Here is a 20,929-nt window from a genome sequence, read left to right as displayed (position 1 = left end):
TCTTGGGCGGGGCCGTCCTGTTATGATGAGCGCCCCGTTGAAAAGCCCCGGGGCAAAAGACGCCGTATTTAACCACAAGCGCGCAGCCGAAACCAAAGGCTGTAGCCGACGCCCAGTCCGAGCATGTCCGATAAAATTGAACTTCGCGCAGAGGTGCCGTCCGAATTGGGCGGCCAACGCCTCGATCAAGTCGCCGCCCAACTCTTCGCCGAGCACTCGCGCTCGCGCCTTTCCGCCTGGATCAAAGAAGGTCGCCTGACTGTGGACGGGGCGGTCATCCGCCCGCGCGACATCGTTCATGGCGGTGCCATCCTTGAGCTGACTGCCGAGCAGGAGGCCCAGGGTGAATGGGTCGCTCAGGACATCGAACTCGACATCGTCTATGAAGACGACGACATTCTGGTGATCAACAAGCCTGCGGGCCTGGTGGTGCACCCGGCTGCCGGTCACGCTGATGGCACCTTGCTCAACGCCTTGCTGCACCACGTGCCGGACATCATCAATGTCCCGCGCGCCGGTATCGTGCATCGTCTGGACAAGGACACCACCGGTCTGATGGTGGTGGCCAAGACCATTCAGGCGCAGACCAAACTGGTCGCGCAGCTGCAAAGCCGCAGCGTCAGCCGGATCTACGAGTGCATCGTGATCGGCGTGGTGACCGCCGGCGGCAAGATCAACGCCCCGATCGGCCGCCACGGCCAGCAGCGTCAGCGCATGGCGGTGATGGAAGGCGGCAAGCCGGCCGTCAGCCACTACCGCGTGCTGGAGCGCTTCCGTTCCCACACCCACGTACGGGTGAAGCTGGAGACCGGTCGTACTCACCAGATCCGCGTGCACATGGCGCACATCAACTTCCCGTTGGTCGGCGACCCGGCGTACGGCGGTCGTTTCCGCATTCCGCCGGCCGCGAGCCAAACCATGGTCGAATCCCTCAAGCACTTCCCGCGTCAGGCCTTGCACGCGCGGTTCCTCGAGCTGGATCATCCGACCACCGGTGAGCGCATGAGCTGGGAATCGCCGCTGCCGGAAGATCTGGTGTGGCTGCTGACCCTGCTCAAGCAGGATCGCGAGGCATTCGTCGGATGAACTGGCTGACGCCGGACTGGCCCGCGCCGGCCAGCGTCAAGGCCTGTGTCACCACCCGCGAGGGCGGCGTCAGCGAGGCGCCGTTCGACAGCCTCAACCTGGGCGATCATGTCGATGACCGCCCGGAGGCCGTCGCCGAAAACCGTCGGCGCCTGACCGAACACTTCTCTATAAAGCCTGCCTGGTTGCAGCAAGTGCACGGGATTGCCGTGGCGCATGCGGATCCGTCCGTGGTGGCCACGGCGGATGCCAGCTGGACGGCAACGCCCGGTATCGCGTGTGCAGCAATGACTGCCGATTGCCTGCCGGCGCTGTTCTGCGACCGCGCCGGTACTCGCGTGGCGGCGGCTCATGCCGGTTGGCGTGGATTGGCAGCCGGCGTGCTGGAAGCCACCCTCGACAGTCTGGATATGTCCGCCGAAGACGTTCTGGTCTGGCTCGGCCCGGCCATCGGCCCGCAAGCCTTTGAAGTCGGCCCGGAAGTCCGGGAAGTCTTCATCAATCAATTGCCCGAAGCCGAGACAGCCTTTGTCCCGAGCCACAACGCCGGCAAGTTCATGGCTGACATCTATAAGCTGGCGCGGCTGCGTCTGGCGGTCCGCGGTGTCACCGCTGTTTATGGTGGCGGTTTCTGTACCGTGACCGATCCGCGCTTCTTTTCCTATCGCCGTGCGCCTCGCACTGGTCGCTTCGCCTCTTTAGTCTGGCTTACCCGCTAAACTCTCTGATCTGCATCAACTCCCTGACGCTTGAATCTTCCAGAATCGACCGCATCTATAGCGGTATCTGGCAGGTTTCTTTATTCAGGATGGTTTTTTAGGTCCGGCCTGCTCAAAAGGAAGGTGACCCATGCGTATAGACCGTTTAACCAGCAAATTGCAGTTGGCGTTGTCCGATGCCCAATCTTTGGCCGTCGGCCACGATCATCCAGCCATCGAGCCGGCGCATCTGATGCAAGCCATGCTTGAACAACAGGGTGGTTCGATCAAACCCCTGTTGATGCAGGTGGGCTTCGACGTCAACAGCTTGCGTAAAGAGCTGACCAAAGAGCTCGATCAATTACCGAAAATCCAGAACCCGACCGGCGACGTCAACATGTCGCAGGATCTGGCGCGTCTGCTCAATCAGGCCGACCGTCTGGCCCAGCAGAAGGGCGACCAGTTCATTTCCAGCGAGCTGGTGCTGCTCGCCGCGATGGACGAGAACAGCAAGCTCGGCAAGTTGCTGCTCGGCCAGGGCGTGAGCAAGAAAGCGCTGGAGAATGCGATCAACAACCTGCGCGGTGGCGAGGCGGTCAATGACGCCAACCACGAAGAGTCGCGTCAGGCACTGGATAAGTACACCGTCGACCTGACCAAGCGCGCCGAAGAAGGCAAGCTTGACCCGGTGATCGGCCGTGACGATGAAATCCGTCGCACCATTCAGGTCTTGCAACGCCGCACCAAGAACAACCCGGTGCTGATCGGCGAACCTGGCGTGGGTAAAACCGCGATTGCCGAAGGGCTGGCCCAGCGCATCATCAATGGCGAAGTGCCGGATGGCCTGCGTGGCAAACGCCTGCTGTCTCTCGATATGGGCGCGCTGATTGCCGGCGCCAAGTATCGCGGCGAGTTCGAAGAGCGCCTGAAAGCGCTGCTCAACGAGCTGTCGAAGCAGGAAGGGCAGATCATTCTGTTCATCGACGAACTGCACACCATGGTCGGCGCCGGCAAGGGCGAAGGCTCGATGGACGCCGGCAACATGCTCAAACCGGCCCTGGCCCGTGGTGAACTGCATTGCGTCGGCGCGACCACGCTCAACGAGTACCGCCAATATATAGAGAAGGATGCGGCCCTCGAGCGGCGCTTCCAGAAAGTGCTGGTGGACGAGCCGAGCGAAGAAGACACCATCGCGATCCTGCGTGGCCTCAAGGAGCGTTACGAGGTTCACCACAAGGTGGCGATCACCGACGGCGCGATCATCGCGGCAGCCAAGCTCAGCCATCGTTACATCACTGACCGACAGCTGCCGGACAAGGCGATCGACCTGATCGACGAAGCGGCCAGCCGGATCCGCATGGAGATCGACTCCAAGCCGGAAGTGCTGGATCGTCTGGAGCGGCGACTGATTCAACTGAAAGTAGAATCCCAAGCGCTGAAGAAAGAAAGCGACGACGCGGCGAAGAAACGTCTGGAGAAACTCCAGGAAGAAATCGATCGCCACGAGCGTGAGTACTCCGATCTGGAAGAAATCTGGAACTCGGAAAAAGCCGAGGTGCAGGGCTCTGCGCAGATTCAGCAGAAGATCGAACAGTCCCGTCAGGAGCTGGAAGCCGCGCGCCGTAAAGGCGATCTGAACCGCATGGCCGAGTTGCAGTACGGGGTGATCCCGGATCTGGAACGCAGCCTGCAAATGGTCGACCAGCATGGCAAAAGCGAAAACCAGTTGCTGCGCAGCAAGGTGACCGAAGAGGAAATCGCCGAAGTCGTTTCGAAGTGGACCGGTATTCCGGTGTCGAAAATGCTCGAAGGCGAGCGCGACAAGCTGATGAAGATGGAAAGCCTGTTGCATCAACGCGTGATCGGCCAGGACGAAGCGGTGGTTGCAGTGGCCAACGCGGTGCGGCGTTCCCGTGCCGGGTTGTCCGACCCGAATCGCCCGAGCGGCTCGTTCATGTTCCTCGGCCCGACCGGGGTCGGTAAAACCGAGCTGTGCAAGGCGCTGGCCGAGTTCCTCTTCGACACTGAAGAGGCGATGGTGCGGATCGACATGTCCGAGTTCATGGAGAAACATTCCGTGGCGCGGCTGATTGGTGCACCACCGGGCTACGTCGGCTATGAAGAGGGCGGTTACCTGACCGAAGCGGTACGGCGCAAGCCTTACTCGGTGATCCTGCTGGACGAAGTCGAGAAGGCGCACCCGGACGTGTTCAACATCCTGCTGCAAGTGCTGGAGGATGGCCGTCTGACCGACAGTCATGGCCGCACGGTGGACTTCCGCAATACCGTGATCGTCATGACCTCCAACCTCGGTTCGATGCAGATCCAGGAACTGGTCGGTGATCGTGAAGCACAACGGGCAGCGGTGTTGGATGCGATTTCCACCCACTTCCGTCCGGAGTTCATCAACCGGGTCGACGAAGTGGTGATTTTCGAGCCATTGGCGCGGGATCAGATCGCCGGCATTACCGAGATCCAGCTGGGCCGTCTGCGCAGCCGTCTGGCCGAGCGCGAGCTGAAGCTGGAACTGAGCCCGGAAGCGATGGACAAGCTGATTGCCGTCGGCTACGACCCGGTCTATGGCGCACGGCCGCTGAAGCGGGCGATCCAGCGCTGGATCGAGAACCCGCTGGCACAGTTGATCCTGTCGGGGCGTTTCCTGCCAGGCGAGACCGCGACCGGCGTCGTGGAGAACGACGAGATCACGTTCAACTGACGCCCGACGGTGGTGTCGTCATCAAGGCCTCGCAATGCGAGGCCTTTTTTTTCGCCAGGCTGTTGAACTCAAAGGAAAAGGCTTGTAAAGTGCGCCCCGCAGTCAGTCACCAACAGGGTTTCAGCTCACTGGGCAGAAATCTGAAATAAGTTGCAAATCATTAACTTGAAAGCAATTTAGGGGGTTGACAGAGGTGTTCTAGGTTGTAGAATAGCGCGCCTCAGACACACGAACGCAGCGATGCGAAAACGATGTCGAGAAGCTGCAAGTTTCACCGTAGTAAATTGAAATGTGTAGTTCCGTGATAGCTCAGTCGGTAGAGCAAATGACTGTTAATCATTGGGTCCCAGGTTCGAGTCCTGGTCACGGAGCCAATTTCAAACCGGGGTATAGCGCAGTCCGGTAGCGCGCCTGCTTTGGGAGCAGGATGTCAGGAGTTCGAATCCCCTTACCCCGACCATTTTTGGGTCGTTAGCTCAGTTGGTAGAGCAGTTGGCTTTTAACCAATTGGTCGTAGGTTCGAATCCCACACGACCCACCATTTTTGAAACCAGGTAACACTGGGATCGAATCTTAAGATCAGAGGCCAAAAGCGCTGATCGAAGAAGGCGATCTTTGAAAGGTCGCCTTTTTTTTACCGGGGTATAGCGCAGTCCGGTAGCGCGCCTGCTTTGGGAGCAGGATGTCGGGAGTTCGAATCCCCCTACCCCGACCATATTAAAAATCCTCGTATCGAAAGATACGGGGATTTTTTTTGCCCGGCGGAAATGTTTCATTCAAGTCGTCATACAACTTGCCGATAGCCCGCTAACGAAAGGGGCCTGCCGCATCAAACGCCCCTGAACTCTGCCAATACAAGAAAAAGGGCGTTCGTCATGTTGCTTCGTCAGTTGAATATTGCTCCCCGCGCCGCTCTGGGCTTTGCCCTGATCGCGTTACTGGTGGCGTTGCTCGGGGTGTTCGCGCTGGGGCAGATGTCGAGCATCCGCGACAGCGAAGTGGCAGTGGAGACGCAATGGCTGCCGAGCATTCGTGGTGGCGACGAAATTCGCGAAATCATGTTGCGCATCCGCACCATCTCCCTGCGCATGGCGCTGGATCAGGATCCGGCCAACATCGCCACGTACCGCAGCCAAATGGACACCCGGGACAAAGAGTTGAGCGAGAAAATCGCCGCCTATGATCGACTGGTGACCACCCCGGAAGGTCAGCAGTTGTATGAACAGTTCAAGAAAACCTTCGCCGCCTACCGCACCGGGATCGCCCAGTCGTTCACCCTCGCCGAGCAGGGCAAGCGCGACGAGCTGACCAAGCTGCTGCTGGTCGACATGAAAACCGTGGTCGACGGCTCCGGCAAACAACTCAACGACCTGGCGGATCTGTTCGCCCGCCAGGTCGCCGCCGAAAGCCAGAACTCTGCGGCCCACTACGAAACCTCGCGCACCATCGTGACCCTGTTTATCGCGCTGGCGGCGCTGGCCACCGTGGCTCTGGCCATGTTGCTGACCCGCAGCATCGTCCGCCCCCTGAGCGCCGCCGTCGACGCCGCTGAGCACGTCGCCAGAGGCGATCTGACCCGCCCGATCGAAACTCACGGCAACGATGAAGTCAGCCGGCTGCTCAAGGCGTTGGCAACCATGCAGCAGAACCTGCGCGAAACCCTGCAGGGCATCAGCGGCTCGGCCACGCAACTGGCGACCGCTTCCGACGAACTGAGCGCGGTCACCCATGACAGCACGCAGGGCCTGCAACAACAGAACAACGAAATCGAACAGGCCGCCACCGCCGTCAACGAGATGACTACGGCGGTTGAGGAAGTCGCCCGCAATGCGGTGTCGACGTCCGATGCCACCCGCCAGTCCAGCGAATCGGCGCAGTTGGGCCAGGAACGGGTCAGCGAAACTGCCGACGCCATCAACGCCCTGGCCAGCGAAGTCGAGCACACCGGCGAACTGGTGCAATCGCTGGCCAATCAGTCACAAGACATCGGCAAGGTGCTGGACGTCATTCGAGCGATCGCCGAGCAGACCAATCTGCTGGCGCTCAACGCCGCCATCGAAGCAGCGCGAGCCGGGGAGAGCGGACGCGGGTTTGCCGTGGTCGCCGATGAAGTCCGGGCGCTGGCTTATCGCACGCAGCAATCGACCCAGGAAATCGAGCAGATGGTGCAGGGCATGCGCAGCGGTTCGAGCCTGGCGCTGGAGTCGATGCAGGCCAGTGCCTCGCGCGCTGCCACCACACTGGTGCTGGCCGAGCGGGCCGGTGAAGCGTTGCAGACGATCACGGCTTCGGTACACGAAATCCACGAGCGCAATCTGGTGATCGCCAGCGCCGCCGAAGAGCAGGCGCAAGTGGCGCGGGAAGTGGATCGCAATCTGGTGAACATACGCGATCTGTCGGTGCGTTCGGCGGCCGGTGCCGATCAAACCAACGCGTCGAGCCATGAACTGTCGCAACTGGCCAATGCCCTGCAGGGCATGGTGCGACGCTTCCAGCTGTAATCATGCAGGCGTGAAAAAGCCGCGCTTCTTGTCAGAGAAAGCGCGGCTTTGTTTTGTCGGGCAGGCTGAAAAAAATCAGGCACCGTCCTGGTCTTTCAGGTGTTCGAACAGACCTTTCGGCATTTTCTTGCCGTTGGCTTCGAAATTGGCTTTGACGTTGTTGTACGCCTCTTGCTCGTCGATGAAGCCGTCGTGGTTGGTGTCGATCTTGTCGAAGTCGGACTTCGGTGCAACTTTCAGAAACTCGGCGCGGGAGACCCTGCCGTCGCCATCGGTGTCGGTCTTGGCCATCGACGCATCGCCGCATTTGCCTTCACCGCATTTGCCTTCCGGGGTTTTCACCGAGGTCTCGGCCGAAGCGACCATATAACCCTGGGCCAGCGGTTGCGCGGCGAACACCGAGCCGGACAGCATCAGGCCGCCGGCCAGTACGGCACCGACCAGGCCAAGGGAGTTTTTGCCGATTTTCGCAGTACGGGACATTGCATTCTCCTTCGGTTGCACAGCGCAACCACACGTTAAGGGCGATCAAGCCGGAGCAGGTGTGCTCGGGTGTGGCCATTAAGCGGTGGCGGTGTATCGCGTCTGTGTCGAGGAGCGTGGCGTTTGTAAGCGAAGGTGGGGAAAGCGGGGGCAGATACAGTAGAAAACAAAACACCGTGAGGGCGAGCCCGCCCCCACGGTGTTTTACATCAGTGCAGCTTCAGGCGTGGCTCGGTGCCGCGTCCGATCTTGCTGCCGAGCATCAGCATCGCTGTGCGGAACGGCCCGTACAGCGCCATCTGGTGCATGCGGTACAGCGACACGTAAAACATCCGCGCCAGCCAGCCTTCGAGCATCACGCTGCCGGTCAGGTTACCCATCAAGTTACCCACAGCCGAAAAACGCGACAGCGAAATCAGCGAGCCGTAGTCGGTGTACTTGTACTCCGGCAGGGTCTTGCCTTCGATCCGCAGTTTCAGCGATTTGGCCAGCAGCGACGCCTGCTGGTGCGCAGCCTGGGCCCGTGGCGGAACGTTGCGATCCGAACCCGGTTGCGGGCAGGCGGCGCAGTCACCAAAGGCGAAGATGTTTTCGTCGCGGGTGGTCTGCAGCGTCGGCAGCACTTGCAGCTGATTGATGCGGTTGGTTTCCAGACCGTCGATGTCCTTGAGGAAACCCGGTGCGCGGATCCCGGCGGCCCAGACTTTCAGGCTCGCCTTGATTTCGTTGCCGTCGGCAGTGATCAAGCTGTCGGCGGTGACCTGGCTGACCGAGGCATTGGTCATCACGTTGACCCCGAGCTTCTCCAGGGTCTTGTGCACCGGCCCGCTGATCCGCTCCGGCAGGGCTGGCAGCACCCGTGGCCCGGCTTCGATCAGGGTGATGTGCATGTTTTCCGGTTTGATCCGGTCCAGACCGTAAGCCGCCAGTTCATGGGCCGCGTTGTGCAGCTCGGCCGCCAGTTCGACGCCCGTGGCGCCGGCGCCAACGATAGCCACGCTGATTTGCTGGACCACATCGGTCTGCCCGGCGTGAGCACGCAGATAGTGATTGAGCAGTTGCTGGTGAAAGCGCTCGGCCTGCTTGCGGGTGTCGAGGAACAGGCAGTGCTGCGCGGCGCCCTGGGTGCCGAAATCGTTGGTGGTGCTGCCGACCGCGATCACCAGCGAGTCATAGGGCACTTCCCGCGCCGGGACCAGTTCAACGCCGTTTTCGTCGTAGGTGGCGGCCAGCTGGATCTTCTTCTGCTCACGATCGAGCCCGCTCATGCGCCCCAGCTGGAACTCGAAGTGGTTCCATTTGGCCTGGGCGACATAGTTGAGTTCGTCTTCGGAAGAGTTCAGCGATCCGGCGGCCACTTCGTGCAGCAGCGGTTTCCAGATGTGCGTGAGGTTCGCGTCGACCAGCATGATGCTGGCGGTGCCGCGTTTGCCCAGAGTCTTACCCAGACGGGTAGCCAACTCCAGACCGCCGGCGCCGCCGCCGACAATGACAATACGATGGGACATAGGGATAGCTCGCAAGGTTTTTAAAGGAAATCGGTACGGCTACCCGAGCGAGCGCGATGCAGCTCATAGCGTCAGGTAACTGATAAATCGGCTCAACAGGCCCAGACCAATGGTCACTGCCAGCACCAGCACCAGGAGCATCCACGGCCGGAATGGCCGGCGCTCGACACGGTGTTGGGACAACTGCAGGTACTCTTCGACATGCTTCTGGTCTTCGGGGTTCAGGCGGCTGGTCATAAAGGCCTCGTCAGGTAGACGTTACTGAATGAGAACACGCTACAGCGGTTTTCAACCGGGATTGAACGCAGCATAGCCACTGTCCGGGACCGGTTCGACAGACACACTGTCCCCGAGGCGAATGATCCCGCTTTGTAACACTCGCGCAGTGATTCCGCCATGCCCGCGCACGGCCTGGAACGTGCCCGGGCCGAGGTTGTTCTGCAGGCGCGCGCACGGCTGACACCAGCCCGTGGTTTCGAAAATCGCCTGACCAATGCGAAAGCGCCGCCCCTTGAGGCTGAACAGGTTGATCCCGCTGATAACGAGATTGCGCCGCAGATCTTCAGGCCTGACCGGATGCTCGTGGGGACGGCCCATCAATGCACTGATCACGGCCAGGTGTTCGAACTGAATCAGCGTGACCTGTCGGGCGTTACGTACTCCGGGGCGGGCATGATCCCCGGTCAGTCCCGCTTCAAGGCGTGCTTCTACGGCGTCGAGCTCGAGCATCGGCCCACGAGATTCAGGACGCACGCCAATCCAGCGTACGCGGCCGCTCTGCGGGACCTCGGCGATCAATTGTTGAAGCGGCGTCACAGGCTGATCCCTACATCGAACACGATGCTGCGCCCCAGATTGCCGCGCAGAAAATCCGGGGCATCGGGATGGGCGAACAGCACCCGGGCGAACGTAGGTCCGACCAGCGACAGCGAACGCCAGCCCTGGCGCAGGTATTCGGTGGGCGGCGGAAAGTGGCTGTTGAGGTCGAGCACTTCGCGCTTGAGGCTGGCGAAGGCAATGATGTCCAGCTCGCCGAGATCCATGCCGCGTTCCTTGTAGTTGTGCGCTTTCTTGCGCAAGGTCGGCGCCAGTCTCAGCAGAAATTCATTGGCCGGAATCCGCCGCGGCTTGGCTTCACGGCGCACCAGTTGGCTGAGGGAAAACGCACTGCGCCGACGTTGCAGCTCATCGCGCCATTCGTCGTTCAGCCGACGACCTTCATCGAGGACGAAAAACACCTCGAAATTGGCGTCGCGAAACAGCACGTCCGGCGGCTCACCGGCCGGGGCGAATTCGTCGGCGCGATAAGGAATGTTCAAGCCTTGCAGCAGGCGCTGGCAGACCCAACGCTCACGCTCCCATTTGCGGGCATTGGACAGGAAAGCGTTGGCTTGCTCGGCCGCAATGGTCAGCAGGCGTAAGTAATCTGAGTCATCCATAGGCCCAAGCTTAGCGTTCAATTGCGACAAGCAGAAAGCTTTGCATCGGCAGATGTGCCGCCGTGCAGGTGTAGACTTCGCCGCAGGAGCGCCAATCAAAGGAGTCTGCGGTGCGAATGAAGGTGATGGGATCATGATCGGTGCAGAACTGCTGTCATCGGCAAGTCTGACCCTCGGCTGGCTGATTTACCTGCCGGTGTTGCTCTGGGCGATTGTCCGCGCACCGTGGGTCGAGCTGTTCAGCGACAACCGCCGTCAGCACTTGCTGTTCGGCACGGTGTTCGCGTTGTTTCTGTTGTGGCTGGTGCGCAGGGATTTTGATACCGGGGTGTCTTACCACTTCATCGGCATGACAGCGGTGACGCTGCTGCTGGACTGGCCACTGGCGATCGTCGGTGCACTGGTGGCCCAACTGGGGCTGGTGCTGCTGGGGCGCCAGGATCTGGTGGCCGTCGGGGTCAATGGCACCTTTCTGATCCTGTTGCCGGTGCTGATCACCGAATGCGTGGCGATCCTGGTCGAGCGCGCCCAGCCGCGCAATCCGTTCGTGTACATCTTCTGTTCCGGTTTTTTCGCCGCGGCGCTTTCGGCGTTGTTCTGCCTGACGCTGAGCCTGACCTTGCTCTGGTACGACGGCCTGTTTGCCATGCCGGAATGGCTGGAAGATTTCATCGGTTACCTGTGGCTGCTGATTTTTCCCGAAGCCTTCATCAACGGCATGGTGGTCAGCGCGCTGGTGGTGTTCTGCCCGGAATGGCTGGAGACCTTCAACCGTACCCGCTACCTTTCGGCGCCCTGGAAGGACGACGATCCCAAGTCTTGATCCACATCAAATTCACTCTGTGCGCGGCATTTCATGCTCGGCCAAATTCCTTCAGGAGCAGCGGCATGAGCGTGTACGAGTGGGCGAGGCAGGAAACCCGGCAGAGTCTGGAGATGGCGCAGGAGGTGGGGTTCGATCCGGGCCTGAGCCTGCGCGCCTTGCTCAGTGCGGTGGTGCAGCAGAGCAAGGCGGTGCGCAACGCCGAAGACCTGGCCGACGAGTTGCGCTTTCTGGCGGAAAACCTCGACGACGATCAGGACTACGGCTTCATGCGGCCCTGACGGGATCAGTGACGCGGGTCGAAATCGCCGGAAAACAGTTCGTCCTCGGCATCCGGGGCCACCGGAATCTTGTGCTCTTCCGACGCCCAGGCGCCGAGGTCGATCAGTTTGCAGCGGTCCGAGCAGAACGGACGGTATTTGTTTTCCGGGGTGAATTCCACGGGCGCGCCGCAAGTCGGGCAGTTGACGGTTGGGGTCTGGCTCATGATTGGCCTCCGGATAAAGTCAGGTAAAAGTGATGCAGGCGCTCGACCTCGCTGTGCAGCCAGGCGAGGTCGCGGTCGTTGACCACCACGTCGTCGGCACGGCTGACGCGGTCTTCGCGGCTGGACTGGGCCTTGAGGATCGCCTGGACCTGCTCTTCGCTGGTCTGGTCACGCTGCAAGGTGCGTTCGATCTGCAGTTGTTGCGGGGCGTCGATTACCAGGATGCGTTGGGTCATCGCGTATTGCCCGGATTCGATCAGCAGCGGCGAAACCAGAATCGCATAAGGCGATTTTGCCAGCGCCAGGTGATGGGCGATTTCTTCGGCGATCAACGGATGCAGCAAGGCCTCAAGCCAGCGCCGTTGCTCCGGCACTTCAAAAATCAGTTTGCGCAGGGCTGCACGATCCAGCGTGCCGTCGGCCTGCAGGACTTCGGGGCCGAAGTGTTCGGCGATCTTCGCCAGCGCCGGGCGGCCCGGTTCGACCACCCAGCGCGCCGCGTGATCGGCGTCCACCACGTGGATACCAAGATCAATGAAGTGCTGGGCGGCGGCGCTTTTGCCGCTGCCGATGCCGCCGGTCAGGCCGAGAATCCAGGGTTTTTCCGCAGGGGTATTCATTTCAAACCGACAAACTGCCAATAGAAGCCGGTTATTTGACCACCCCAGAGCAAGGCAATCCAGCCGGCAATTGCCAGATACGGGCCGAAGGGGATCGGCGTCGAGGTTTTCTGGTCGCGCAGCTTGAGCAAAATCACCCCGAGCACGGCGCCCACCAGCGAGGACAAGAGGATGGTCAGCGGCAGAATCTGCCAGCCGCCCCAGGCCCCGAGCAGCGCCAGCAGCTTGAAATCGCCGTGACCGATGCCGTCCTTGCCGGTGAGCAGTTTGAACAGCCAGAACACCGACCACAGCGCCATATAGCCCAGCACCGCGCCCCACAGGGCGTCGTGCAGCGGCACGAACAGCTCGAAGCTGTTGACGATCAGCCCCAGCCACAGCAGCGGCAGCACCAGCACGTCAGGCAGCAATTGATGTTCGGTGTCGATCAGGCTCATGGCCAACAGGCCCCAGGTCAGCACGATCAACAGGCACGCCGGCCAGCCGAAACCCAGGTGCCAGGCAATGAATGCCGAGAGCAGGCCGCAAGCCAGTTCGGTCAGCGGGTAACGCTTGCTGATCGGTGCGCTGCAACTTGAACAGCGCCCGCGCAGGAACACGTAACTCAACACGGGAATGTTTTCCCACGCGCGGATCCGGTGGCCACAGTGCGGGCATTGCGAGTGCGGCAGCATCAGGTTGTAGGTGGGCAATGGCGATTCACCGGGCAGGCCCAGTACATCGTGAGCCTGCTGGCGCCATTCGCGCTCGAGCATTTTCGGCAGGCGCCAGATCAACACGTTGAGGAAGCTGCCGACCACCAGCCCCAGCAGCAGCGCGGCGAAGACAAAGGCCAGCGGATACAGGCTGAGGAGTTCGTCGATAGGCATGTCAGATCGCTGAGCCGAGTTGGAAGATCGGCAGGTACATCGCCACCACCAGACCGCCGACGATCACCCCCAGCACCACCATGATGAACGGCTCCATCAGGCTGGTGAGGTTGTCGACCATGTTGTCCACTTCGCCCTCATAGAAACCTGCGACCTTGTCGAGCATCTCGTCCAGTGCGCCGGACTCTTCGCCGATGGCGGTCATCTGCACCGCCATGTTCGGAAAGATGCCGGTGGAACGCATCGAGAAATTCAGCTGCATGCCGGTAGAGACGTCCTGGCGGATGCGCAGCACGGCACGCTTGAACACCACGTTGCCGGTGGCACCGGCCACCGAGTCCAGCGCTTCCACCAGCGGCACACCGGCGGCGAAGGTAGTCGACAGGGTCCGGGCAAACCGCGCCACGGCGGACTTGTACATCAATGTGCCCACCAGCGGCAGCTTGAGAAACCAGGCGTCGCGTCGATCGCGCAGGGCCTGGGATTTTTTCAGGGCATGGCGGGTGCCGAAAAACGCGGCCACCAGCGCACCGAGAATCGCCCACCACCATTGCTGCATGAATTCGGACAGGCTGATCACCATCAGCGTGAAGGCCGGCAGTTCGGCACCGAAGCCGGAGAACACCGACTGAAACTGCGGCACCACCTTGACCAGCAGAATCCCGGTGACCACCGCCGCCACCAGCACTACGGCCGACGGGTAGGTCATGGCCTTCTTGATCTTGGCCTTGAGGCTTTCGCTCTTTTCCTTGTAGGTCGCGACCCGTTCCAGCAGGGTGTCGAGGGCGCCGGACTGTTCACCGGCATCCACCAGGTTGCAGTACAACTCGTCAAAATACTGAGGCTTCTTGCGCAGCGCGGCGGCGAAGCTGTTGCCGGCGGCGACTTCCTGTTTCACCTCGTCGACCAGTTTGCGCATGGCCGGGTTCTCGAAGCCTTCGCCAATGATGTCGAACGACTGCAACAGCGGCACGCCGGCCTTCATCATGGTCGCCATCTGCCGGGTGAACAGGGCAATGTCCTGGGCCTTGATGCGCTTGCCGAAGCTCAGCAACGAGGCGGATTTCTTGCGTACCTTGCCCGGGTTGATGCCTTGCTTGCGCAACTGGGCCTTGACCAGTGCGGGGTTCTGGCCACTCAACTCGCCGGTCACTTTGCTGCCTTTGCGGTCCGTACCTTCCCAGGCGTAGATGCTGATTTTCGCTGCCTTGACCGCCATGTTCAGTCCTTGGTGACCCGGTTGATTTCTTCAAGGCTGGTGATGCCTTGCATGGCCTTGATCAGGCCCGAGGTGCGCAGGTCGTTGAAGCCGTCCCGGCGCATCTGGATATCGATTTCCAGTGAGTTGCCTTCGGCCATGATCAGCCGTTGCAGTTCGGGGGTGTTCTTCACCACTTCATAAATCCCCACGCGACCCTTGTACCCGCCGTTGCAGTGATCGCAACCAGAGGGCTCATAGATCGTGAAATGGCCGATGCGTTCCTCGGGGAAACCTTCCTTGATCAGGGTCTCCCGGGGGATCTCGATGGGTTTCTTGCAGTGGCTGCAGAGTTTTCGCGCCAGACGCTGGGCAATGATCAGGCTCACCGAGGTTGCGATGTTGAAGCCGGGGATGCCCATGTTGTGCAGGCGGGTGAGGGTCTCTGCTGCGCTGTTGGTGTGCAGGGTGGACAGCACGAGGTGACCGGTCTGGGCGGCCTTGATCGCGATTTCGGCGGTTTCGAGGTCGCGGATTTCGCCGACCATGATCACGTCCGGGTCCTGACGCAGGAACGAGCGCAGGGCCTGGGCAAAGTCCAGTCCCTGACGGGGATTGACGTTGACCTGGTTGATGCCTTCCATGTTGATTTCCACCGGGTCTTCGGCCGTGGAGATATTGATGTCGACGGTATTGAGGATGTTCAGCCCGGTGTACAGCGACACGGTCTTGCCCGAGCCGGTTGGGCCGGTCACCAGAATCATGCCTTGCGGCTGTTTGAGCGCGGCCATGTACAGGTCTTTCTGCTCCGGCTCGTAGCCAAGGGCATCGATGCCGATCTGGGCGCTGGACGGGTCGAGGATCCGAATCACCACTTTCTCGCCCCAGAGGGTGGGCAGGGTGTTGACCCGGAAATCGATCGACTTGCTTTTCGACAGACGCATCTTGATCCGCCCGTCCTGGGGTTTGCGCCGTTCTGAAATGTCGAGGCTGGCCATGACCTTCAAGCGTGCAGCGATGCGCCCGGCCAGTTGAATCGGCGGCTTGGCCACTTCCCGCAGAATGCCGTCGGTGCGCACCCGCACCCGGTAGTTCTTTTCGTAAGGCTCGAAGTGCAGGTCGGACGAGCCGCTCTTGATCGCGTCCAGCAGCATCTTGTGGACGAAGCGCACTACCGGGGCATCTTCGGCGTCGATTCCGCCGAGCGTGTCCTGCCTGCTGTCGTCGACCGATTCGATGTCCAGCCCGTCAAGGTCGACATCGGCCATTTCCTCCAGTCCGGTGGCGTGGGTGTCGAAGAATTTTTCGATGGCGTCGGTGAGCTTGTCGTCCTCGACCAGAATGGCTTCGGTGCTCAGCCCGGTGCTGAACTGAATGTCATTGATCGCCTGATGATTGCTCGGGTCGGAAATCCCCACGAACAGTTTGTTGCCACGCCGCCAGAGGGGCAGGGCATGGTGCTGGCGCACCAGTTTTTCGCTGACCAGGCCCTTGGGCTGAGTTTCCCTGTCGAGACAGTTGAGGTCGAGAAATGCCATGCCGAAATGCTCCGAGGCTATTTCGGCGACCTGCCAGCTCTTCACCAGTTTGTTCTGCACCAGGTAACTGACCAGCGACAGGCGATTGCGCTGCGCCTGCTGCCAGGCCTGCTGGGCACTCTTTTCCGTGAGCAATTCGGCCTGGACCAGTTGTTTGGCCAGACCGCTCAGAGCGATGTCATTCATGGGGTTTCCACGTGCTTGCCGTTCATGACTTATAGCCTAGTCAAGTGACAGCGCCATACACGTGGAGTGCGGGTGACAAAAAGTGTCAGATAGTGCGGTTACGGGTTGTAGGAATCGGCATGTCAGCCGGATGGCGCCCAGCGGGTATGGGTTGCCAGCGTTTGGCACGGGCTGTGCTGAGTCTTGAACAGATCATGAGATTTCGACTCATGCATGGAGCGTGTCTATGAATAAACAACAGGGTTTCACTCTGATCGAGCTGCTGATCGTCGTGGCGATCATCGGTATTCTCGCCACTGTGGCGCTGCCGCAGTACTCCAAATATCAGGCGCGGTCGAAGGTGACGGCTGGGCTGGCCGAGATCTCGGCAATGAAAGTGCCGTTCGAGGATGTGATTAACCAAGGCACCGATCCTACGCTGACTAATGTGGCGGGCAGTGCAACGGTTACAACCTCCAATTGTTCTGTTACGGCTTCGGGCACCGCTTCGTCGGGCGCCGGTTCAATTGTTTGCACGATCAAAAACGCTCCGGGTCCGGTACTGGACAAAACCATCACGCTTACTCGCTCTTCCGGTACGGGGGCAGGTGTATGGACATGTGCCACAACGGTGGCGCCGGATTATTCGCCAAAAGGCTGTACTGCGAGCGGTACCTGATTTGTTGATGGACTACAAAAATGCCCCGCAATGCGGGGCATTTTTCATTGCGCGACACTTCACAAAAGCTTCAATAATTTCAGGCTGTTAGGAACTTCCGAAAAGCCGCAACTTGCATGTAGATATTTCACGACTCATGCAATTTGCATGATTCCGAAAAAATGCGACATTTATAAGTTATTGATTTATAAGGTTTTAATCTAATTTTGAAAGTTGGCACAGCGTTCGCAATATCTCCAGTAACCCTGCTGACAAGACAACCAGCAGACTTTCCAGAAAAACAGGAGTTACTCGTATGAAGAAGTTCGCTATCACTGCCGCTGCTGCTACCGCGCTGACCCTGACCATGGCTTCGGGTGCATTTGCTCAATCGACCCAGACCACTCAGGCTCCAATGACCCTGGCTGCCGGTGAAGTCACCAAGGCTAAAGAAGCTACTTCCGATACCTGGATCACCACCAAAGTCAAAAGCGACCTGGTAACCGAAAAAGGCATTCCTGGTACCGACATCAAAGTTGAAACCAACAAAGGTGTGGTTTCCCTGTCTTCTGACGTCGCGATCACCGAAGCTCAGAAAACCACCGCTGTGAACATCACCAAGAAAATCAAAGGCGTGAAAGCGGTCTCCGCTGACGGCCTGAAAGCCGAGTAAGGCAAGACTTCTCGCCTGGACCGGGAGAAGACGCGACAGGCGGGCCGAGCAATACGTCTGCCGCACTTTAGAGTTCATGCGACCGGCCACACGGAATGTGGCCATTACAGGCCCCGGCATTCATGTCGGGGCCTGTTCTATTCAGGGGCCGGAAAAGGCGGGGAAGGTCAATTGCCGCGTTTGCTGTTGATCTGCTTCAGGCGATTGCCTTCAAAGCGCAGGTATTGATACATGCCGTTGCTCGGGCCGTAGGTCCATTCCTCGACCTGAAACTCTTCACGACGGTTGGCGCTGCGCTTGTAACCGAGCAGATCGCGACCGACCGGCTCACCACATTTTTGCAGCACCTCGCTGGCGCGGTCGCCAAGGCTCACCAACTGGCTGCCGCAGCGCAAGGTATCGGACGCCGCAGCCTGGCTGGCGAGAAACACCAGCCCCAGTGCAGCCAGCCACTTTGGGTTCATCACTCGGCATCCAGATGCATTTGCGTCACCACCCGGCCGTCGCTTTCCGCTTCGCCGAGGTTGGCGTCGATGAAGTACACACGATCGTCGGCCAGTTGGCCCTTGTCTACCAGGTAATCCTTGATGCTGCTGGCACGGTCCTGACCGAGCTGGCGCAGCAGCACATCGCTGGAACTCCAGAACTTGATCACGTCGGCGCGCATTCTCGCGGTGCGTTCTTCCTTGCCCAGATCCTTCCACTCGGCCGGTGGCTGGGTTTTCAGGCGGGTGCGATAGATGCCCTCAAGCAGTGGGCCTTTTTCGTTATCCGGGACCTGGATCAGCGAAGCCTGCGCCGGCACCTTGTCGCCACGGCGCTGGAGCATCTTGTAGTAGTTGTACTGGTATTCACGTTCCAGGCGCTGTTCGGCGAGCAACGGGCCATCACTGCTTTTTGCCGCAGTGCCTTCGATTTCCAGGCGCAGGGCCGGACGTTCCTTCAGCGCTTGCGACAGCTTCACCAGCGCCGCTTCGGCGTCTTTGCTCAGGTCGCTGGAACCCGGTGCGAAGGACACGGTGCCGAGGTCTTCCGAGCCGCCACCGCTGACCAGACCGCCAATCAGCTTGAACGGTGCGGCGGCAGCCTTGACGATCAGGTTGCGCAGGGTCTGCCAGACAATCGGCATCACGCTGAATTGCGGATTGTTCAGGTCACCAGTGACCGGCAGTTCGATGGAAATCTTGCCGTCGACGTCCTTGAGCAGGGCGATCGCCAGTTTTAGCGGCAGGCTCACGGCATCCGGGCTGTCGACTTTCTCACCCAGTTGCAGTTGCTCGACCACCACTTTGTTCTCGGCCTTGAGCTGGCCTTTGGTGATCAGGTAATGCAGGTCGAGGTTGAGCCGGCCCTTGCGGATGCGGTAGCCGGCGAACTTGCCGGAGTAGGGCGTCAGGGTGGTCAGTTCGACCCGTTTGAAACTGGTGGCGATGTCGAGGCTGGCCATCGGGTCGAACGGGTTGACCGCGCCTTTGATGGTCACCGGCGCATAGCGGTCGACCTTGCCCTTGATGTCGACGCTGGCCGGTTTCGCCTGACGGCTGTCGATGGTGCCGATCTGGCCGTTGAGTTGCTGGACCGCCGTGGCAAAGTTCGGGGTCAGGCTGAAGTCGGCGAAGTTGGCCGAGCCGTCGTTGATCGCGATGCCGCCGATGTGAATACCCAGCGGTTTGTCATTGCTCGCCGGTTTCGCCGCGGCGGTCTTCGCCCCGGAATCGGCCGGCTGCGGAATCAGCAGGTCGTCGATGTTGGTGGTGCGATCATCGTTGATCATGAACCGCGCATACGGCTGGAACAGGTTGACCCTGTCGATCGACAGGCTGTCGCCGTGCTGATAGTTCAGGCCTTCGACCACCACTTGCTGCCACTTCAGGAAGTCGCGGGTTTTCAGGGTGTCGAGGGTGTGCAACTGATCGATCTGAGCACGACCGGTGACGCTGAGGGCCAGCGAGTCAGTGCTTTTCAGGTTCACTTTCAGGTCGCTGCCGAGCATGCCGCTGCGCAGTTCGAGGCGAATGAACGGGTTGATGTAGGACTGCGCGACCCGCAGGTCGATGTCCTGGGTTTTCACGTTGAGCTGTGCGGTGACCGGCGCCAGATTGACCACGCCATCGGCGCTGATCTTGCCTTGCTTGCCCAGCCCGGTGTCGAGCCTGAGGTTGAAGGGCGAGCCGTTGAGGCTGTCGAAATTCTGCAGATCGACGTTCAGGGGCGTGACATCCAAAGTGACTTCCGGCTTCGCCGAACGGTCGGCCAGATGCACTTTGTAGTCACGCAGTTGCACGTCCTTGATCAACACTTGCCACGGTTTGCTCGGCGCGGTCGGTTCGGGTTTCGGCGAGTCGGCTGCCGCCGGTGTGTTCGCAGGTTCGGCAGCCGCTTTTGCGGCGGGTTTCGACGGCTGGCTGGCGAACAGTTTTTGCCAATCCAGTTGGCCGTCCGCTTCCAGGGCTGCCCAGGTTTCCAGTTTCTGACTGCGGATCTTGCCGACCACCACTTGCTGTTTGGCCAGGTCCACCGTGGTGTCGCTGACGTCGAGACGCTCGAGTTTCGCCAGCGGGCGCCCGTCCGGCGCCTTGATGGCGAACGGCGCGATATTGACCGCGACGTTGCTCAGCAGCAGTTCGGTTTCCTTGGACAGGTTGAGCTTGTAGTCGGTGCTCAGGCTGACGACCCCGTTTTCCAGCACCAGTGGCACGGCATCACGCACGTAGGGCCAGAAGGCTTTCATCTGGCCGTCGGTGATCTTGAGCGTGCCTTCGGAAGCGATCGGGATCAGGCTGAAGTTGCCTTTCCAGTCGATCTGCCCACCGGCCGGGCCGATCGCGACGAGGGTCATGTCGGCGTTGTCTTCGGGCAGGGTGCTGAGGTTTTTCAGCTCGAAGTCGAGCTTGTCGTACAGAAATTCGATCGGCTCGCTGGGCCGCGCATCCACAAAATGCAGGTTGCCGCCGGCCAGCTGGATCCGGTCGATGCGCAGCGGAAACGGTTTGGCGTCGGGATCGGCCGGGGTGGGCTCGCTGGCCGGGAGCTTGAACAGACCGAGGAGGTTGAGCTGACCGTCCTTGGCGAACAGGATCTCGGTCCTGGATTTTTCCAGTTCGATGTCGGACAGATGCAGGGCTTTGGTCCACAGGCTGTCGAGTTGCAGGTTGGCGTACAGACGTTCGAAGCCGACCTGTTCCTTGCCCGGCTCGCCGATCACCAGGCCCCACAGCGTGAGTTCAAGGCTGAACGGGTTGAGTTCGATACGTTGCAGATGCGCCGGCACCGTGGCGTAGTTGGCCAGTTGCTGATTCACCACCCTGAGCGCAATGCCCGGCAAAATCAGGAACCCCAGCAGGCTGTAGAGGGCCAGGGCAGTCAACAGGGCGCCAATCGCGCGAATCAATCCTTTGGGCATGTGCGGCTTCATCTGTCTGAATCGGAGTGCCTTGGAGTATGGCACGCGATTCCGGTTCCGAAGC

The 20,929-nt window shown here is 60.3% G+C and carries 20 protein-coding genes and 4 tRNA genes; 12 read left to right on the top strand and 12 right to left on the bottom strand.

From position 1 onward, the window contains the following. The first annotated feature begins 123 nt into the window (after positions 1–123). The 8 genes from rluD to CAF80_RS24265 all read left to right on the top strand — a co-directional run bounded on the left by rluD (position 124) and on the right by CAF80_RS24265 (position 7,001). Entirely contained in the window at positions 124–1,086 is a 963-nt protein-coding gene (gene rluD / locus CAF80_RS24300) for a 23S rRNA pseudouridine(1911/1915/1917) synthase RluD (protein WP_011335991.1), read from the top strand. Further along, complete coding sequence (pgeF, locus tag CAF80_RS24295) at positions 1,083–1,805, top strand: peptidoglycan editing factor PgeF (protein WP_085668037.1); 723 nt, start codon at positions 1,083–1,085, stop codon at positions 1,803–1,805. Before rluD ends, pgeF begins: the two co-directional genes overlap by 4 nt. A gap of 130 nt (positions 1,806–1,935) precedes the next feature. Further along, the gene (clpB, locus tag CAF80_RS24290) at positions 1,936–4,500 is read left to right on the top strand and encodes an ATP-dependent chaperone ClpB (RefSeq protein WP_039771676.1); all 2,565 of its coding nucleotides are present in this window, start codon (positions 1,936–1,938) and stop codon (positions 4,498–4,500) included. 298 nt (positions 4,501–4,798) lie between these two features. Then, positions 4,799–4,874: transfer RNA gene (locus tag CAF80_RS24285), tRNA-Asn, on the top strand. Positions 4,875–4,883: 9 nt separating this feature from the next. Beyond that, a tRNA-Pro gene (locus CAF80_RS24280) sits at positions 4,884–4,960 on the top strand. A gap of 5 nt (positions 4,961–4,965) precedes the next feature. Then, positions 4,966–5,041, top strand: a tRNA-Lys gene (locus CAF80_RS24275). Between the two features lie 97 nt (positions 5,042–5,138). Next, a tRNA-Pro gene (locus CAF80_RS24270) sits at positions 5,139–5,215 on the top strand. Positions 5,216–5,375: 160 nt separating this feature from the next. Beyond that, a complete protein-coding gene (locus CAF80_RS24265) occupies positions 5,376–7,001 on the top strand; it encodes a methyl-accepting chemotaxis protein (protein WP_074691475.1) in 1,626 nt (541 codons plus the stop codon). A 75-nt stretch (positions 7,002–7,076) separates the two neighbouring features. On the opposite strand, the gene CAF80_RS24260 is transcribed toward CAF80_RS24265, so the two are convergent. From CAF80_RS24260 to CAF80_RS24240, 5 genes are all read right to left on the bottom strand, one after another. Continuing rightward, entirely contained in the window at positions 7,077–7,484 is a 408-nt protein-coding gene (locus CAF80_RS24260) for a hypothetical protein (protein ID WP_085668036.1), read from the bottom strand. A 209-nt stretch (positions 7,485–7,693) separates the two neighbouring features. After that, positions 7,694–8,992 carry an NAD(P)/FAD-dependent oxidoreductase gene (locus CAF80_RS24255; protein ID WP_064599500.1) on the bottom strand — a complete coding sequence of 433 codons (1,299 nt, stop codon included), beginning with the start codon at positions 8,990–8,992 and terminating at the stop codon, positions 7,694–7,696. A 63-nt stretch (positions 8,993–9,055) separates the two neighbouring features. Further along, positions 9,056–9,229: a DUF3094 domain-containing protein gene (locus CAF80_RS24250; protein WP_007909875.1), complete on the bottom strand. Its 174-nt coding sequence runs from the start codon at positions 9,227–9,229 to the stop codon at positions 9,056–9,058. Between the two features lie 51 nt (positions 9,230–9,280). After that, on the bottom strand, positions 9,281–9,808 hold the full coding sequence (locus CAF80_RS24245; RefSeq protein ID WP_039771669.1) for an MOSC domain-containing protein: 528 nt from the start codon (positions 9,806–9,808) through the stop codon (positions 9,281–9,283). Continuing rightward, a complete protein-coding gene (locus CAF80_RS24240; protein ID WP_007959580.1) occupies positions 9,805–10,431 on the bottom strand; it encodes a DUF1780 domain-containing protein in 627 nt (208 codons plus the stop codon). Before CAF80_RS24240 ends, CAF80_RS24245 begins: the two co-directional genes overlap by 4 nt. Positions 10,432–10,564: 133 nt before the next feature. On the opposite strand from CAF80_RS24240, the gene CAF80_RS24235 reads away from it, so the two are divergent. After that, a complete protein-coding gene (locus tag CAF80_RS24235; protein WP_085668035.1) occupies positions 10,565–11,254 on the top strand; it encodes an energy-coupling factor ABC transporter permease in 690 nt (229 codons plus the stop codon). 65 nt (positions 11,255–11,319) lie between these two features. After that, positions 11,320–11,535, top strand: coding sequence for a hypothetical protein (locus CAF80_RS24230; RefSeq protein WP_007959584.1), 216 nt, complete (start codon positions 11,320–11,322; stop codon positions 11,533–11,535). Between the two features lie 5 nt (positions 11,536–11,540). Here CAF80_RS24230 and yacG read toward each other — a convergent pair whose 3' ends face one another. From yacG to pilB, 5 genes are read right to left on the bottom strand one after another with little or no spacing between them, the layout of a single operon-like run. After that, a complete protein-coding gene (gene yacG / locus CAF80_RS24225) occupies positions 11,541–11,741 on the bottom strand; it encodes a DNA gyrase inhibitor YacG (protein ID WP_011335983.1) in 201 nt (66 codons plus the stop codon). Continuing rightward, complete coding sequence (gene coaE, locus CAF80_RS24220; protein ID WP_074691472.1) at positions 11,738–12,361, bottom strand: dephospho-CoA kinase; 624 nt, start codon at positions 12,359–12,361, stop codon at positions 11,738–11,740. Before coaE ends, yacG begins: the two co-directional genes overlap by 4 nt. After that, positions 12,358–13,230, bottom strand: coding sequence for an A24 family peptidase (locus CAF80_RS24215; RefSeq protein WP_074691471.1), 873 nt, complete (start codon positions 13,228–13,230; stop codon positions 12,358–12,360). The genes coaE and CAF80_RS24215 overlap by 4 nt, the downstream gene beginning before the upstream one ends. Position 13,231: 1 nt before the next feature. Next, positions 13,232–14,449 (bottom strand): type II secretion system F family protein, encoded by a 1,218-nt coding sequence (locus tag CAF80_RS24210; protein ID WP_074691470.1) that lies wholly within the window; start codon positions 14,447–14,449, stop codon positions 13,232–13,234. Positions 14,450–14,451: 2 nt separating this feature from the next. Continuing rightward, on the bottom strand, positions 14,452–16,152 hold the full coding sequence (gene pilB, locus CAF80_RS24205) for a type IV-A pilus assembly ATPase PilB (RefSeq protein WP_074691469.1): 1,701 nt from the start codon (positions 16,150–16,152) through the stop codon (positions 14,452–14,454). Between the two features lie 226 nt (positions 16,153–16,378). On the opposite strand from pilB, the gene CAF80_RS24200 reads away from it, so the two are divergent. Together CAF80_RS24200 and CAF80_RS24195 are read left to right on the top strand one after the other, a co-directional pair. Next, positions 16,379–16,810 carry a pilin gene (locus tag CAF80_RS24200; protein WP_039771655.1) on the top strand — a complete coding sequence of 144 codons (432 nt, stop codon included), beginning with the start codon at positions 16,379–16,381 and terminating at the stop codon, positions 16,808–16,810. A gap of 295 nt (positions 16,811–17,105) precedes the next feature. Next, positions 17,106–17,462, top strand: a complete 357-nt coding sequence (locus tag CAF80_RS24195; RefSeq protein ID WP_011335977.1) for a BON domain-containing protein — start codon at positions 17,106–17,108, stop codon at positions 17,460–17,462. 167 nt (positions 17,463–17,629) lie between these two features. Here the strand turns inward: CAF80_RS24195 and CAF80_RS24190 are convergent, their stop codons facing one another. After that, complete coding sequence (locus tag CAF80_RS24190; protein WP_074691468.1) at positions 17,630–17,926, bottom strand: DUF2845 domain-containing protein; 297 nt, start codon at positions 17,924–17,926, stop codon at positions 17,630–17,632. Continuing rightward, positions 17,926–20,877: a DUF748 domain-containing protein gene (locus CAF80_RS24185; protein ID WP_074691467.1), complete on the bottom strand. Its 2,952-nt coding sequence runs from the start codon at positions 20,875–20,877 to the stop codon at positions 17,926–17,928. The genes CAF80_RS24190 and CAF80_RS24185 overlap by 1 nt, the downstream gene beginning before the upstream one ends. Positions 20,878–20,929 lie beyond the last annotated feature (52 nt).

The organism is Pseudomonas sp. B34(2017), from assembly GCF_002112915.1.
Lineage (GTDB): Bacteria > Pseudomonadota > Gammaproteobacteria > Pseudomonadales > Pseudomonadaceae > Aquipseudomonas > Aquipseudomonas pharyngis.
This window is presented reverse-complemented; position numbering and strand designations above follow the sequence as displayed.

Excerpts from the sequence above, each read along its gene's own strand:
- rluD (WP_011335991.1), top strand. The coding sequence starts at position 124 with ATGTCCGATAAAATTGAACTTCGCGCAGAGGTGCCGTCCGAATTGGGC.
- pgeF (WP_085668037.1), top strand. The coding sequence starts at position 1,083 with ATGAACTGGCTGACGCCGGACTGGCCCGCGCCGGCCAGCGTCAAGGCC.
- clpB (WP_039771676.1), top strand. The coding sequence starts at position 1,936 with ATGCGTATAGACCGTTTAACCAGCAAATTGCAGTTGGCGTTGTCCGAT.
- CAF80_RS24265 (WP_074691475.1), top strand. The coding sequence starts at position 5,376 with ATGTTGCTTCGTCAGTTGAATATTGCTCCCCGCGCCGCTCTGGGCTTT.
- CAF80_RS24260 (WP_085668036.1), bottom strand. The coding sequence starts at position 7,484 with ATGTCCCGTACTGCGAAAATCGGCAAAAACTCCCTTGGCCTGGTCGGT.
- CAF80_RS24255 (WP_064599500.1), bottom strand. The coding sequence starts at position 8,992 with ATGTCCCATCGTATTGTCATTGTCGGCGGCGGCGCCGGCGGTCTGGAG.
- CAF80_RS24250 (WP_007909875.1), bottom strand. The coding sequence starts at position 9,229 with ATGACCAGCCGCCTGAACCCCGAAGACCAGAAGCATGTCGAAGAGTAC.
- CAF80_RS24240 (WP_007959580.1), bottom strand. The coding sequence starts at position 10,431 with ATGGATGACTCAGATTACTTACGCCTGCTGACCATTGCGGCCGAGCAA.
- CAF80_RS24235 (WP_085668035.1), top strand. The coding sequence starts at position 10,565 with ATGATCGGTGCAGAACTGCTGTCATCGGCAAGTCTGACCCTCGGCTGG.
- CAF80_RS24230 (WP_007959584.1), top strand. The coding sequence starts at position 11,320 with ATGAGCGTGTACGAGTGGGCGAGGCAGGAAACCCGGCAGAGTCTGGAG.
- yacG (WP_011335983.1), bottom strand. The coding sequence starts at position 11,741 with ATGAGCCAGACCCCAACCGTCAACTGCCCGACTTGCGGCGCGCCCGTG.
- coaE (WP_074691472.1), bottom strand. The coding sequence starts at position 12,361 with ATGAATACCCCTGCGGAAAAACCCTGGATTCTCGGCCTGACCGGCGGC.
- CAF80_RS24215 (WP_074691471.1), bottom strand. The coding sequence starts at position 13,230 with ATGCCTATCGACGAACTCCTCAGCCTGTATCCGCTGGCCTTTGTCTTC.
- CAF80_RS24210 (WP_074691470.1), bottom strand. The coding sequence starts at position 14,449 with ATGGCGGTCAAGGCAGCGAAAATCAGCATCTACGCCTGGGAAGGTACG.
- pilB (WP_074691469.1), bottom strand. The coding sequence starts at position 16,152 with ATGAATGACATCGCTCTGAGCGGTCTGGCCAAACAACTGGTCCAGGCC.
- CAF80_RS24200 (WP_039771655.1), top strand. The coding sequence starts at position 16,379 with ATGAATAAACAACAGGGTTTCACTCTGATCGAGCTGCTGATCGTCGTG.
- CAF80_RS24195 (WP_011335977.1), top strand. The coding sequence starts at position 17,106 with ATGAAGAAGTTCGCTATCACTGCCGCTGCTGCTACCGCGCTGACCCTG.
- CAF80_RS24190 (WP_074691468.1), bottom strand. The coding sequence starts at position 17,926 with ATGAACCCAAAGTGGCTGGCTGCACTGGGGCTGGTGTTTCTCGCCAGC.
- CAF80_RS24185 (WP_074691467.1), bottom strand. The coding sequence starts at position 20,877 with ATGAAGCCGCACATGCCCAAAGGATTGATTCGCGCGATTGGCGCCCTG.